Source organism: Amylibacter sp. IMCC11727 (genome assembly GCF_029854195.1).
Lineage (GTDB): Bacteria > Pseudomonadota > Alphaproteobacteria > Rhodobacterales > Rhodobacteraceae > Amylibacter.
This window is the reverse complement of sequence record NZ_CP122960.1, coordinates 2,230,546-2,244,341: the sequence shown is the minus strand read 5'-3', so window position 1 is coordinate 2,244,341 and position 13,796 is coordinate 2,230,546. Positions and strand designations below refer to the sequence as shown.

Below are 13,796 nucleotides of genomic sequence, written 5' to 3'. Positions count from 1 at the left end.
ATGGCGCAAAACACAAAACAAACACATGCGGACCACGTTGCGATTATTATGGATGGCAACGGGCGCTGGGCAACAGCGCGGGGATTGGAACGCCTTAAAGGGCATGTCAAAGGCGTTGATCGGGTGCGTGATGTAATCCGTGCCGCCCCTGATTTTGGGGTGGATTGCCTGACGGTGTTTGCGTTTTCCACCGAAAACTGGAAACGCTCTGAGCGCGAAGTCACGGGGCTGATGAACCTGTTCAAGCGTTACATTCGGGGCGAAGCGGCCACGCTTGACGAAGACAACGTTCGGGTGCGGTTTATCGGGGATCGTGGCCCGCTGGATGACAAGCTGAATTCGCTGATGTCCGAGCTGGAAGCGTTGACCGTGAACAACACGGGGCTGAAACTGACCATTGCGCTGAACTATGGCGGGCGCGATGAAATTGTGCGCGCTGTGGGCCGTATCGCCAAAGCGGCGAATATGGGAATGATTAAACCCGAAGATGTGACCGAACAGATGATTGGCAATTTCCTCGATACCGCAGATTTGCCTGATCCTGATTTGGTGATCCGCACATCGGGCGAATGCCGCACATCAAACTTTTTACCATGGCAGGCCTGTTACGCGGAATATGTGTTCACAGACACCGCTTGGCCCGATTTTACCGTGCCAGAGATGGTTAAAATCCTGACGCAGTTTCGGGCGCGCGAGCGTCGGTTCGGTGCGGTTGCCTTAAAATGAGCGGCGCGCCAGATTTTTCCGACCTCATGCCGCGTATCGTGTCCGCAGTTGCGCTGATCGTTATTGGTCTTGGCTGTATGTGGGTGGGCGGCGATGCCTTTGGTGTGCTGCTGATTGTGGCCGCTGGGTTGATGGCTTGGGAAGTCAGCCGAATGCACGCGACACCGCTTTTGGTGCATTACGTGTTCGGGCTTGTGATTGCCGCTGTTGTCCTGTCAGCCCTGTTTTTAAGCATGTTTTGGGCAGGTGTTTTGGTGATCATCGCGGCAGGTGCGGCGTTGATTGGGCATCACACAAAGGCCCCAGTGGTGATAACGGCGGTTGCGATTGTAATCACCTGCACGACCTTGTTTTTGCTGCGCAGCGAGTTCGGGTTTGGCTGGACAGTTTGGCTGGTTCTTGTCGTGGTGGCCAGCGATGTTGGCGGTTATTTCGCGGGTAAAGTGATTGGTGGGCCAAAGGTTTTGCCAAAAATTAGCCCTAAGAAAACGTGGTCTGGCACCCTTGGGGGCTGGGCGCTGGCAGCGGTTGTCGGGTTTGTCGCGGTGCAAATGGGGCAAGGCGGCATGGGGTTGATCCTTGTGTCTGTGCTTATGGCCATTGCTGCGCAAATTGGCGATCTGTTGGAAAGCCTGATGAAGCGACGCGCGGACGTCAAAGACAGCAGCAACCTAATCCCAGGGCATGGCGGATTGTTGGATCGATTTGATGGCACCATGGGGGCTGCGGTTGCGCTGTCCATTGTGATGGCGCTGGGTGGAACTGGTTTGTTGGGTCTGGTGTAATGCGGCGCGTGTCGGTGTTTGGATCCACGGGATCGGTGGGTCAAAACACAATTGATTTGATCGCACGGCGGATGGATGAATTCCAAGTTGTCGCGTTAAGCGGTGGGCGCAATGTAAAGCTGCTGGCTCAACAGGCGATTGCCCTAAAGGCGCAGATTGCGGTTGTTGCCGATGATGCGCTGTTGGCTGATTTAACCGATGCTTTGGCGGGATCGAATGTAACGCCGCTTGCGGGACGCGAAGCGCTTTTGGATGCTGCTGCAATCCCTGTGGATTGGGCGATGTCGTCGGTGGTGGGGTTTGCCGGGCTCGAGATCAGTCTGGCCATTGCGCAGCACTCTAAAACCCTCGCCTTAGCCAACAAAGAAAGTTTGGTGTGTGGCGGGGCGTTGTTGCAGCAGACTTGCGCGGCATCAGGGGCCACTTTGTTGCCCGTAGACAGTGAGCACTCTGCAATTTTTCAATGTATTGGTGGCGCCGATAAGGCCGTAGATCGGATCATCCTAACCGCATCGGGTGGTCCGTTTCTAAACGCATCCATGAAAGCCATGGAAACGGCCACGCCAGAACAAGCTGTGGCCCATCCAAATTGGGATATGGGGCAGCGCATTTCGATTGATAGCGCGTCGATGTTCAACAAGGCAATGGAAGTGCTGGAAACGCATGTGCTGTTTGACGTGACGCCCGCACAGATCGAAGTGATCGTTCACCCGCAATCCATCATCCATTCCATGGTCGAATTTGCCGATGGCGCGATTATGGCCCATCTTGGCCCGCCTGATATGCGTGCGCCCATTGGATTTGCCTTAAATTGGCCAGAAAGGGTTGATTTACCCATCGAGCGGCTGGATTTCGGCACGCTGGGCGCATTGACCTTTCAGCATCCAAACACAGATCAATTTCCATCTTTAACGCTGGCACAGCAGACGATGGATATGGGCGGTTTGGCTGGGGCCGCGTTTAACGGGGCGAAAGAGGCCGCATTGGATATGTTTTTGGCGCGGGATATCGGGTTTTTGGACATGGCGCGGGTTGTTCGCTCGGTTCTGGACCAAATTGATCCTGCCAAAAGTGACGAAGTAACGTTGGAAAGCGTGATTGCAATGGATGCAACGGCACGCAAGTTATCGGCGCAAGCCGCGAAAGAAGGGTTCCACTAGATGTTTGATTTTCTGGCATATATTCCGCTGATTGGCGAGCCGCTGACGTTTATCGTGCCGTTTGTTATCGTGCTGAGCATCGTGATCTTTATCCACGAATATGGCCATTACATCGTGGGTCGCTGGTGTGGCATCCACGCGGAGGCGTTTTCGATGGGGTTTGGCCCTGTGCTGAAATCATGGGTCGATAAGCGGGGCACCCGTTGGCAGATTTCTGCCCTTCCGCTTGGGGGGTATGTAAAATTTTTGGGCGACGCGAATGCGGCGAGTGGCGGCGTAGATCATGCAGCCATCGAAGCCATGCCCGAAGAATTGCGCGCGAAAACCTTGGAAAAGGCAGCGTTGTGGAAACGGGCGCTAACGGTGTTTGCGGGACCTGGTATCAATTTTGTTGCCTCGTTCATTATTTTTGCGGGTGTGGTTCTGTATTCTGGTGTTCCCACAGGCGAACCTGTTGTTGGCACAGTGAACCAGTTGAACGGCGTGAAAAATGAGCTGGTTCAGGGGGATCGTTTGATTTCTGTGGATGGGGTTGCCATCACCACCAACGAAGATTTTCGCAAGTTGCTCGACCCTGAAACCTTTAGCGCGCAAAGCACCTATGTGGTGGAGCGGGATGGCCAAACAATCGAGGTGATTGCGCCATATCCCTATTTACCAGCGGTGGGGCGTGTAATGCCCGCACAACCGGCAGCACGCGCTGGGGTGAAAAAGGGCGATATTATTTTGCAGGTTGGCGACAACCCAGTGCGCACCTTTTCTGAGCTTCGTGAGTTGATAATTGCCGCGCCTGAAGACCGTGTTCCACTGGTGGTGCAACGTGGCAGCGAAACGGTTGAGCTGATCATTCGGCCCCGCAAATCCGCCTATGTGGATAGTGAAGGGCAATTGAAAGAGAAAGTTCAAATCGGCGTGCAATCCTTTGGCCCGTTCGAAGCAGACATGCGATCCGTTGGGCCGATTGAGGCGCTGCAAATCGGGGCGCAGGGCGTATGGGGCATGGTCACCGTTTTCGGGCAAACCATTTCCAAGCTGGTGACAGGGGCAATTTCGCCAAAGAACTTGAACGGCCCGCTGGGTATCGCAGTGGCGTCAGGGGATACAGCATCGCAGGGCCTGTTGGATTTGATTCAATTTGTGGCCGTTATTTCGACGGCGATTGGCCTGATGAACCTGTTGCCCATCCCCGTTTTGGATGGGGGCCATTTGGTGATTTATGCCTATCAAGCGGTGTTTAAGCGCCCACCAAACGAGAAGGTGTTGAACTATATCATGTTGGCGGGCTTTTCGCTTTTGATCACGCTTGTGCTCTATGCCACGTTCTATGATGGGGTGCGTTTGCTGGGGTAGGTGCGATTGTGATTGGTGACTGCCCACAAGACCTAGTAGATTAACTAAACAAATACGCATTATGCGTCTTTGATTTCTGTGCGGGTTCCATTAGAAAGAGCCCCAATGACATAAATGAAAAAGTTGATGCCTGGGGGGCTAGGTCACAATGATTACTTCGCGAGCTGCTGCGCGGTTTTTCCGTGGAATGAAAAACTCTTGCGCTGCTGTAGCTTTAGCCACAGCCATAGTGCCGATTTCGGGCGCTGTTTTCGTTGAAAGTTCAGCGGCTTACGCGCAAGCGAGCGCAAGGTTCAGCCGCATTGATGTGTCGGGCAACCAGCGCATTGCATCTGATACGATCCGATCTATTGCAGGTATTTCTGCAGGGGTTCGGGTAACGCCAGGCCAGATTAACGGGGCTGTCCAGAACTTGTTTGATTCTGGCTTGTTCGAATCTGTTGATGTTCGCCCAGAGCGCGGCCGTCTTGTGATTGAAGTTGTCGAGTACCCAACGATCAATGTCATCGCGATTGAAGGCAACCGCCGCTTGAAAGACGAAGACCTGCTTGGCCTGATCGGATCTGTGCCGCGCCGTGCCTATTCTCCGTTGCAGGCCGAAGCTGATACACTGGCGATTACCAACGCTTATGCTGCTGCTGGCCGTTTGGCCGCGCGCGTGGAGCCAAAAATTATCCGTCGCTCTGACAACCGTGTTGATCTGGTGTTTGAAGTACGCGAAGGACGTGTGGTTGAGGTCAACCGCATCAGCTTTACGGGGAACCGTCAGTATTCGGATCGCCGCTTGCGTCGGACAATTGATTCAAAACAAGCGGGCCTGTTCCGTGCGTTTGTACGCCGCGACACATTCATCCCAGAGCGTTTGGAATTTGACAAAGAGAAGCTGCGCAACTTTTACCTGAAACGCGGTTATATCGACGCCGATGTCGTGTCGTCTTCCGCTGATTTTGCCCGAGAGCGCAATTCATTCGGTGTGAACTTTCAGGTGCAAGAGGGCCAGCAATACACCTTTGGTGAGATGAGCATCTCCAGCCCTGAACCCGATGTAAACATTGACGATTACAATCGTGCCCTGAGAATCAGAAGCGGTTCCGTTTACAATCCTGAGCAGGTGAACACGACGTTGCAGCGTATGGACATTATTGCCGCACAAAAAGGGCTGCCGTTTGTTCAGGCACAACCCCGTGTGACGCGCAACGATGACACGCGGACGTTGGACATTGACTTTGAGTTGGTGCGTGGACCTAAGTTGTTCATCGAACGCATTGATATTGAGGGCAACAGTGACACGCTCGACCGCGTAATTCGCCGCGAATTTGAAAGCATCGAAGGGGATCCGTTTAACGCCCGTAAGGTGCAAGAAGCGGCAGATCGCATTCGTGCGTTGGGCTTTTTCGCGCGCGTTGATGTCCAAACCCGCGAAGGCTCTGGTCCTGATCAAGTTGTGATTGATGTGAACGTGGAAGAGCAGCCAACGGGGACACTTGGCTTTGGCCTTGGGTTCGGGACAGATGATGGTCTGGGCGGCAACGTGAACCTGACGGAAAACAACTTCCTTGGGCGGGGCCAAAGCATTGGTTTGACCATCAGCACCACATCAAACAACCGCGAGTTTTCGTTCAACTTCGTTGAGCCAAAGCTGTTTGACCGTGACTTGGCGCTTGGAATGAGCGTGTCTTATCGCACGACAGACAACGAAAACCTGACCTTTGACACCACACGTTTGCAGTTTGTACCGTCGCTGTCCTTCCCAATTGGTGAGTTTTCTCGCCTGAGTACATCGCTTGTGATCGCACAGGATGAAGTTACCGCGGGTGCCAACTCCTCGGCGTTGATCCAACAAGAACAGGGCTCACGTTCAACGTTTGGGTTCGGTCTTGGGTACACCTTTGATCGAAGAAACTCGCCGGTTGATCCTACCGCGGGCTTTATCTTTAGCTTTGATCAAACGCTGGCTGGGATTGCTGGGGACAACAATTATTATAAGGCTGTTGCGAACGCAAAAACCTACCGCAGTTTGTTCAACGAAGAGGTCATTCTCTCCGCTGAGTTTGAAGGGGGCTACCTGAAGTCCTTTGGCGGTGAGAGCACAAGCATTATCGACCGGTTCCAATTGGGCGGTAATACGCTGCGCGGCTTTGAATCCTTTGGTATCGGTCCGCGTAACGTGGACACCGTTGGGGGGACAACCTTTGACGAAGCCTTGGGCGGTAACTTTTATGCTCTGGCACGATTGGAAGCGAGTTTCCCAATCGGTTTGCCAGAGGAATACGGCATCCACGGTGGTTTGTTCTTTGATGTTGGCTCCGTTTGGGGATTGGATCGACCATCTGCAGGTGGTGTAAATGCCAGCTCTGCTGATTTTGAACTGCGCTCTGCAATTGGTGTTTCCATTTTCTGGGATACGGCCATTGGTCCTCTACGGTTTAACTTTGCGAAACCGCTGGAGTTTGTAGAGGGTGTCGACAATACAGAAACGTTCAACTTTACCATTGATACCCGTTTCTAAGGCGATGCGCTTTTTCACACGCATTCAGGCAGTTTTCTTGATTGGATGCGTGTTTCTGAGCGGTCAGGCCGTTGCGCAAGATGCGACCTTTCCTGTCTTTCAAGACGGACCTGCAATTGTGAGCATCAACCGTGAACGGTTGATCCAACGATCCGACTTTGGCCGTGCGCTGATTAAAGTGTTGTCAGACCGTCAGGCTGCGTTAGTGAAAGAAAACGAAACTCTTGCGCAGGATCTGGAGCGTGAAGAGCGAGAGCTGACCGAGCTGCGCAAAACCCTGACTCCAGCCGAGTTTACCCCCTTAGCCGAAGCTTTTGATGCGAAAGTCAAAGAGGTGCGGCGTGTCCAAGAGCAAAAGGGCGTTGAACTGACCAAATCTCTTGAAAATGCGCGGTTTCGGTTTTTCAGGCAGGCAGAACAGATCATCGTGAAGCTGATGGCGGACAGGGGCATTCAGTTTGTTTTGGATGAAAGCGCCATTTGGCTGAGCCAAGGTGGAGATGTTACAAACCTTGTCATAGAGCGGCTGGATGCTGCCTATGGCGCGGGTCAACTGACGCTGGAATAAAACTGTTCGGCCAAGTCCTGACTTGAACGTTGGCAGTCGGGTTGGTAGGCACGTTTAAACGATAAATCAAAGACTAAGGGAAACGAAATGGCAGATGCAGACGCAGGTGGCGCATTGTTGAGCGCGGATATCCAAGACATTAAACGGATGATCCCGCACCGCTATCCATTTTTGCTGATCGACCGCGTGCGCGATATCGACCTGAACAAAAGCGCCGTCGGCATTAAGAATGTCACCTATAACGAGCCGCATTTTCAAGGCCATTTCCCCGCGCAACCCATTATGCCTGGTGTCACCATTGTAGAAGCGATGGCGCAAACCGCTGCCGTTTTGGTGGTGAAAACACTCGATATGATGGACAACGATATGTTGGTCTATTTCCTGTCGATTGATAAGTGCAAGTTCCGCCACCCTGTGACCCCAGGCGATCAGCTGGAGTTGCACGTGAAGGTGATCCGGGGACGCGGCAAATTATGGCGGTTTTTTGGGGAAGGCGTTGTCGATGGCAAAGTCGTCGCCGAAGCCGAGTTCAATGCAATGATGGTTCCACCAGAGGATCAGTAATATGTCTGTGCATGAAAGTGCTGAAATCCACCAAATGGCGGTGGTTGAAGGCGGTGCCGTGATTGGGCCGAATTGCAAGATTGGCGCGTTCTGCGTCGTCGGCCCTGAGGTCACGCTTGGCGAAGGTGTCGAGCTGAAATCCCATGTGGTGGTTGAAGGCTGGACCGAAATTGGCGATGGCACGATCATCTTTCCGTTTGCCAGCATTGGCCACATCCCGCAGGATTTGAAATTTGGCGGCGAGCGCACCAAGCTGGAAATTGGCAAACGCAACCGCATCCGCGAACATGTCACCATGAATCCTGGCACCGAAGGTGGTGGTGGGCTGACCAAAGTGGGTGATGATGGTTTGTATATGATGGGTGTTCACATCGGGCACGATTGTATCGTTGGGAACAATGTTGTTCTGGCCAATAACGCCAGCCTTGGCGGGCATTGCATTATCGAAGATTTCGTAGTGATGGGTGCATTGTCTGGCGTACATCAATTCTGTCGTATTGGGCGTGGTGCAATGATTGGTGGCTTGGCCGCGGTTGTGGCCGACGTTATCCCTTACGGTACGGTCATGGGGGACCGCGCCACCTTGGAAGGGTTGAACCTTGTGGGTTTGAAACGCCGAGGATCGGAAAAGAACGAAATTAACGGGCTGCGCGCGGCGTTTAAGTTGTTGTTCACTGGCACGGGATCACTGCGCGAGCGGGCGGGCACCATGCAGATGGAATATGCGTCTAATGCGCTGGTGCAGGATGTCACGGATTTCATCCTAGAAGACAGCAGCCGCCATATCACCACCCCGAAAGGCAGCTAATCTATGGGCGCGGATGTTGGTAATGCCCCCCTTGCGATTGTCGCAGGGGACGGGGATTTGCCACGCCTGCTGGCCGAAGAATGCGCTCGCATTGGGCGCGACTATGTGGTGGTTCTGTTCGCTGGGTTTTCGCCTGATTGGGTCACGAACCGCCCTGTCATCGAAGCAGAATTCGAAAAACCTGCCCGTATGTTCAAAGCCCTGAAAAAAGGTGGGTTTGGTCATGTGGCCTTTGCAGGTGGTATGCAACGGCCACAATTGCGCTGGACCAAGTTTGATCTGAAATTCTGGAGCCTTGCGCCCAAACTCTTGCCCGCGATGAAATCGGGTGACGATGTGACGTTGCGCACCATCACCGCCATCTTCGAAGCTGAAGGCATGGAGGTGATTGGCGCCCATGATGTGCTTGAAAGCCTGCTGGCCCCCAGCGGCATTCAAACGGTGGCCAAGATCACCAAGGCGGACTGGGTGGATATCAAGCGTGGGCTTGATATTGCACAAGCCTCTGGTCGGATGGACGTGGGGCAGGGCGCGGTTGTGGCGCAGGGGATTTGTCTGGGTGTTGAAAGCATTCAGGGCACGGATGCCATGCTGGGGTTTGTAGCGGATACGGGAGATCGGTTTCGGCTCGATCCTAAAGGATCAAAAGGTGTGCTGTGCAAAGTGCCAAAACCCGGCCAAGACTGGCGCGTGGATTTGCCGAGCATTGGCGTGGGCACGATGGTGTCAGCGGCCAAGGCAGGATTGGCAGGTGTTGCGGTTCAGGCAGGCGGTGTATTGGTGCTGGGCCTAGAGGAAACAGTGGCCAAAGCGGATGAATTGGGTCTGTTTCTGGTGGGTGTGGCCCGTGATGATGAGGCCAGCGAATGAAGGTTTTCATTTTGGCGGGCGAACCATCGGGGGATAAACTCGGTGGGGCCTTAATGGCGGGGCTCTCGTCACTGGGAACCGTTGAATATCAAGGGGTTGGCGGTGCCAATATGCAGGCGCAGGGACTGGCGTCTTTGTTTGATATGTCTGATCTTTCGGTCATGGGCTTGTTAGAGGTCCTGCCAAAAGTGCCAAAGTTGCTGCGCCGCGTGAAACAAACCGTTGCTGCGGCAAAGGCCTTTGCGCCAGATGTATTGATCACCATCGACAGCCCTGATTTTTGCCTGCGTGTAGCATCAAAGGTGAAAGAGGCAAATCCGAACCTGAAGGTGGTCCATTACGTGGCCCCAAGCGTTTGGGCTTGGCGACCAGAGCGGGCCGAGAAAATGGCCAAAACCGTCGATCATGTGCTGGCGTTATTGCCGTTTGAGCCGCCCTATATGGAAAAGGCGGGGATGAGTTGTGATTTTGTCGGTCATCCTGTGGCAGCCGAGCCTGAACCGAGTGAAGCAGAACTGGACGCCTTAGCGGAGGAACTGGGCCTGCGTCGGGATCGGCCGATCATCTGTTTGTTGCCAGGGTCGCGCAAAGGCGAAGTGGCGCGGATGGGGCCAATTTATCGCTGGTCCATTGGTCCTTCGGCGCGTGATGTGGCAGGTGTGCAAATCCTGATGCCTGCGGCCGGGGCAGTTCTTGAACAGGTTAAGGACTTGGTCGAGGATTGGGCATTGCGCACTTATATCCTTGACCCAACGGGATTTTCTGCAGAAGAAGCCGAGCATCGAAAGCGGATTGCGTTTCGTTTGAGCACTGTCGCGCTGGCCACCAGTGGGACGGTTGCACTGGAACTGGCCGCAGCGGAATGCCCGATGGTGGTGGCTTATAAGGCGAATTACCTGACCACGCGCATGGTGAAAAAGATGGCGCTGATTGATACGGCGAACTTGATTAACATTGTAACGGATACGCGTGTTATTCCCGAATTCCTGTTCGAAAACTGCACGGCGGAACAGATCGGCCCAGTGCTGGCCAATCTGCTAAGTGATGATGCGGCGCGAGCGGCACAGCGCGATGCTTGTGTGCAAACGATTGATGCGCTTGGTCGTGGCGGAGAGGACCCTGGCCTGCGGGCGGCGAAATCTGTGATGGCGTTTCTGGTCCGTTAGGCCGTAAAATCCGCCACTACGGCTCCTGTAACATCCACCAAAACCTGTGGCGATATGGCGAATACGTGGCGCGGCGTACCTGCGGCGGCCCAAAGTTCATCAAATTCCATCAAACGCGGATCAATAAAGGTCTTAATCGGGTTCAAGTGCCCGATTGGGGACACGCCACCAATGGCGAAACCTGTTTGCGCACGGATCAATGCGGCGTCTGCTTTGCCAAGCGGCTCATTGGCCAAGGCGGAGGCTTTGTCACCGTCTACGCGGTTGCCCCCAGCCGTAAGAAACAGGATGGCTGTGCCGCTGGTTTCACCGCGAAAGATGATGGATTTTGCGATCTGATCCACATGACAGTTTTGCGATTGGGCCGCTTGTTCGGCGGTGTGCGTGTCGATGGTGGTTTCAACCACGTCGATGGTTAATCCCAATTCTTCGGCGGTGCGTTTGACGCGTTTCAGGCTCTTGCTCATGGGATATCAGTGCCGTGAATGGCCGCTTGACGCAAGGGGCGATGCGGCCCATCTTATTGGAATGACGTTACAAAATCTGCTGACCCGCGCGCCGTTGCCCCATGACCAAGACTTGGCGCAAGACGCTGTTGATCGGGTTCAAGGTCGCCCCAAACGGGTGCAGGATTTAGTGGCGGGAATGGCGGGCAGCAGCAGCTTTTTACGCGGTTTGCTGGAGAAAGAGGCGGATTGGTTCGACGCTGCACTAGATCAGGACCCAGACGAAGCGTTTGACGCAATCCTTAGCACCATTGAAACGCCACTGAACACGGGTTTGCGGCAAGCAAAACGGCGAGTGGCGTTGTTGCTGGCGGCCTGTGATCTTGGTGGGATTTGGCCGCTGACAGAGGTTACGTCACGGCTCACGCGGTTTGCGGATGTAGCGGTGGATATGGCGTTGCGATCTGAAATTGTCACGATGATTGAACGGGGTAAGTTGCCGAACTGCGGGCCCGATGATCTGGCTGATTGCGCTGGGGTTGCGGTGATTGCCATGGGCAAGATGGGGGCGGGGGAATTGAATTATTCGTCCGATATTGACCTGATTGTCTTGTTTGATGGGGATCACCACGCGGGGGAGGATTACGACGAGGCACGCATGGCATTGCAACGGGCCACACGCAATATGGCCAAGCTGTTGTCAGATGTCAGCGCGGATGGATATGTGTTTCGCACCGATCTGCGATTGCGGCCCAATCCGTCTGTGACACCTGTATGTGTGCCCATGGATGCTGCGGAACGATACTATGAAAGTGAGGGGCGCACGTGGGAACGGGCCGCGTTTATCAAGGCGCGGGCCTGTGCAGGGGATATCGCAGCGGGGACCGCGTTTTTGGAGCGGATCAAACCGTTTGTGTGGCGCAAACACCTGGATTTCGCGGCCATTCAAGACGCCCATGACATGCGCCTTTTAATTCGTGAACACAAAGGGTTAGGCGGCCCTATCGTGGTGCGTGGCCACGATATGAAATTGGGGCGAGGGGGCATACGAGAAATCGAGTTTTTTGCCCAAACCCAACAGCTGATTGCTGGGGGACGGGACAAGGATTTGCGGCCCGCGACCACGCTTGGGGCATTGACGGCGTTACAGGCCAAAGGATGGATTCCTGCCGATGTGGCGGATGATTTAAGCGCGGCTTACGTGGCGCATCGCACCACCGAACACCGCATTCAAATGCTGCGGGATGCACAAACACAGATCGTGCCGAGCAGTGATGAAGCGGTAGCGCAATTGGCCAACCTATCGGGTTGGGCCGATGTTGACGGTTTTTTGCAGGATCAGCGGGACCGTTTACAACATGTGCATGACCTAATCGAAGGGTTCTTTGAACCCGATGTGGATGAACGGGATGAGGATACGCCCACGCTAGAGCCGCATTTGCGCGAAACCATGGACAGTTGGGCCGGTTTGCCTGCACTGCGATCCGATCGGTCGGTGACAATTTTTGAACGGTTACGCCCTGATATTGAACGCCGATTGGCAGGGGCGGCACGGCCTGATTTTGCACTGATGCAGCTGGATGGATTTATGCGCAAATTGCCCGCAGGGGTGCAATTGTTTTCCCTGTTCGAGGCCAATCCCCATATCCTAGAGCTCTTGTTGGATATCTGCGCCATTGCGCCCGCTTTGGCCCAGCATTTATCGCGCAACACGAGCGTTTTGGACGCGGTTCTGAGTGGGCAGTTTTTTGAGCCTTTGCCAGATGCGGATGGGTATTTCCAGATGTTGGAAACGGCGCTGGAAGATGTGGATGATTACGAGGATGCGCTGAACGCGACACGGCGGTGGCAGAAAGAACAGCATTTCCGCATTGGCGTTTTGATGCTGCGCCAACTGGCCGATTTGGAAGAAGTAGAAGGCGCCTATTCCGATCTCGCCAGTGCGGTGATCCAAGGGGTTTTGCCCTGGGTTGAGCGGGATGTGGCGCGGCGGTACGGGCGGTTTGAGCGCCAAGACGTTAGCATTTTGGCCATGGGGAAGCTGGGGTCGCGGCAGATGACAGCGACCAGTGATCTGGATTTGATCCTGCTCTATTCTGTGGATGGGGAGTATTCGGATGGGAAGAAATCCCTGTCGGCCAGCCAATATTTTGCGCGTCTGACCCAAACTCTGATTACGGCATTATCTTCGCCCATGTCCGAAGGGGAGCTTTACGAGGTGGACATGCGGTTGCGCCCATCAGGGCGGCAAGGGCCAGTGGCCACGTCAGTGGCGGGATTTGCAGCCTATCAACATGAAAAGGCGTGGACGTGGGAGCATTTGGCCCTGACGCGTGGGCGCGTCGTGGCGGGCGTTGCCGATGAAGTAGAGGCCGTGCGGGCCGCCGTTCTGGCGTTGCCGCGCGAAACGGCGGTGGTGGCACAAGATGTGGCTGATATGCGGGCCCGTTTGATGGCGGCCAAGGGCAATCAAGCCACTTCTTGGGACGTGAAAGATTTGGCAGGCGGTATTCTGGATATCGAATTGCTGGCTCAGATGGTGGCGCTGGTATCTGGCAGTGACGTGCGCGATCCGCGTATGCAATTGGCCCTTTCGTTTGATCCAAATGTCCGTGGCTTGGCGCAAACACATGCGCTGCTGTGCGCGGTGCAACAGGCGCAACGTTTGTTAATTTCTGGTCGGTTTGATCCCGATCAATTGGGACGCGATGGTATGGGGTTTGTGCTGGCGTTCACGGGATTTGACGATGAAACTGCGTTAAAAGAGGCAATTTCGGATGCGGTTGTGCAATCAAAGGCGGAAATTGATCGCATTTTGGCCGCCAAGTGACGGGTCTAGGCTTG

The 13,796-nt window shown here is 54.5% G+C and carries 12 protein-coding genes; 11 read left to right on the top strand and 1 reads right to left on the bottom strand.

Annotation, left to right across the window (positions count from 1 at the left end; all coding sequences use genetic code 11):
* The 10 genes from QBD29_RS11275 to lpxB all read left to right on the top strand — a co-directional run bounded on the left by QBD29_RS11275 (window position 1) and on the right by lpxB (window position 10,506).
* Window positions 1-726: an isoprenyl transferase gene (locus QBD29_RS11275; protein ID WP_280098192.1), complete on the top strand. Its 726-nt coding sequence runs from the start codon at window positions 1-3 to the stop codon at window positions 724-726.
* Window positions 723-1,511, top strand: coding sequence for a phosphatidate cytidylyltransferase (locus QBD29_RS11270; protein WP_280098191.1), 789 nt, complete (start codon window positions 723-725; stop codon window positions 1,509-1,511). The genes QBD29_RS11275 and QBD29_RS11270 overlap by 4 nt, the downstream gene beginning before the upstream one ends.
* Window positions 1,511-2,671, top strand: coding sequence for a 1-deoxy-D-xylulose-5-phosphate reductoisomerase (gene dxr / locus QBD29_RS11265; protein ID WP_280098190.1), 1,161 nt, complete (start codon window positions 1,511-1,513; stop codon window positions 2,669-2,671). The genes QBD29_RS11270 and dxr overlap by 1 nt, the downstream gene beginning before the upstream one ends.
* Window positions 2,672-4,021 carry an RIP metalloprotease RseP gene (rseP, locus tag QBD29_RS11260; RefSeq protein ID WP_280098189.1) on the top strand — a complete coding sequence of 450 codons (1,350 nt, stop codon included), beginning with the start codon at window positions 2,672-2,674 and terminating at the stop codon, window positions 4,019-4,021.
* 148 nt (window positions 4,022-4,169) lie between these two features.
* Window positions 4,170-6,530, top strand: a complete 2,361-nt coding sequence (gene bamA, locus QBD29_RS11255) for an outer membrane protein assembly factor BamA (protein ID WP_280098188.1) — start codon at window positions 4,170-4,172, stop codon at window positions 6,528-6,530.
* A 4-nt stretch (window positions 6,531-6,534) separates the two neighbouring features.
* Window positions 6,535-7,098 carry an OmpH family outer membrane protein gene (locus QBD29_RS11250; protein WP_280098187.1) on the top strand — a complete coding sequence of 188 codons (564 nt, stop codon included), beginning with the start codon at window positions 6,535-6,537 and terminating at the stop codon, window positions 7,096-7,098.
* Between the two features lie 87 nt (window positions 7,099-7,185).
* A complete protein-coding gene (fabZ, locus tag QBD29_RS11245) occupies window positions 7,186-7,662 on the top strand; it encodes a 3-hydroxyacyl-ACP dehydratase FabZ (protein ID WP_280098186.1) in 477 nt (158 codons plus the stop codon).
* Between the two features lies 1 nt (window position 7,663).
* Window positions 7,664-8,470 carry an acyl-ACP--UDP-N-acetylglucosamine O-acyltransferase gene (gene lpxA / locus QBD29_RS11240; RefSeq protein WP_280098185.1) on the top strand — a complete coding sequence of 269 codons (807 nt, stop codon included), beginning with the start codon at window positions 7,664-7,666 and terminating at the stop codon, window positions 8,468-8,470.
* A 3-nt stretch (window positions 8,471-8,473) separates the two neighbouring features.
* Window positions 8,474-9,340 carry a UDP-2,3-diacylglucosamine diphosphatase LpxI gene (gene lpxI / locus QBD29_RS11235; protein WP_280098184.1) on the top strand — a complete coding sequence of 289 codons (867 nt, stop codon included), beginning with the start codon at window positions 8,474-8,476 and terminating at the stop codon, window positions 9,338-9,340.
* Window positions 9,337-10,506: a lipid-A-disaccharide synthase gene (gene lpxB, locus QBD29_RS11230; protein WP_280098183.1), complete on the top strand. Its 1,170-nt coding sequence runs from the start codon at window positions 9,337-9,339 to the stop codon at window positions 10,504-10,506. The genes lpxI and lpxB overlap by 4 nt, the downstream gene beginning before the upstream one ends.
* Here the strand turns inward: lpxB and QBD29_RS11225 are convergent.
* Window positions 10,503-10,973, bottom strand: coding sequence for a YbaK/EbsC family protein (locus tag QBD29_RS11225; RefSeq protein WP_280098182.1), 471 nt, complete (start codon window positions 10,971-10,973; stop codon window positions 10,503-10,505). The genes lpxB and QBD29_RS11225 overlap by 4 nt on opposite strands.
* Here QBD29_RS11225 and QBD29_RS11220 point away from each other — a divergent pair.
* On the top strand, window positions 10,972-13,782 hold the full coding sequence (locus QBD29_RS11220) for a bifunctional [glutamine synthetase] adenylyltransferase/[glutamine synthetase]-adenylyl-L-tyrosine phosphorylase (protein WP_280098181.1): 2,811 nt from the start codon (window positions 10,972-10,974) through the stop codon (window positions 13,780-13,782). The genes QBD29_RS11225 and QBD29_RS11220 overlap by 2 nt on opposite strands.
* The last annotated feature ends 14 nt before the right edge of the window (window positions 13,783-13,796 follow it).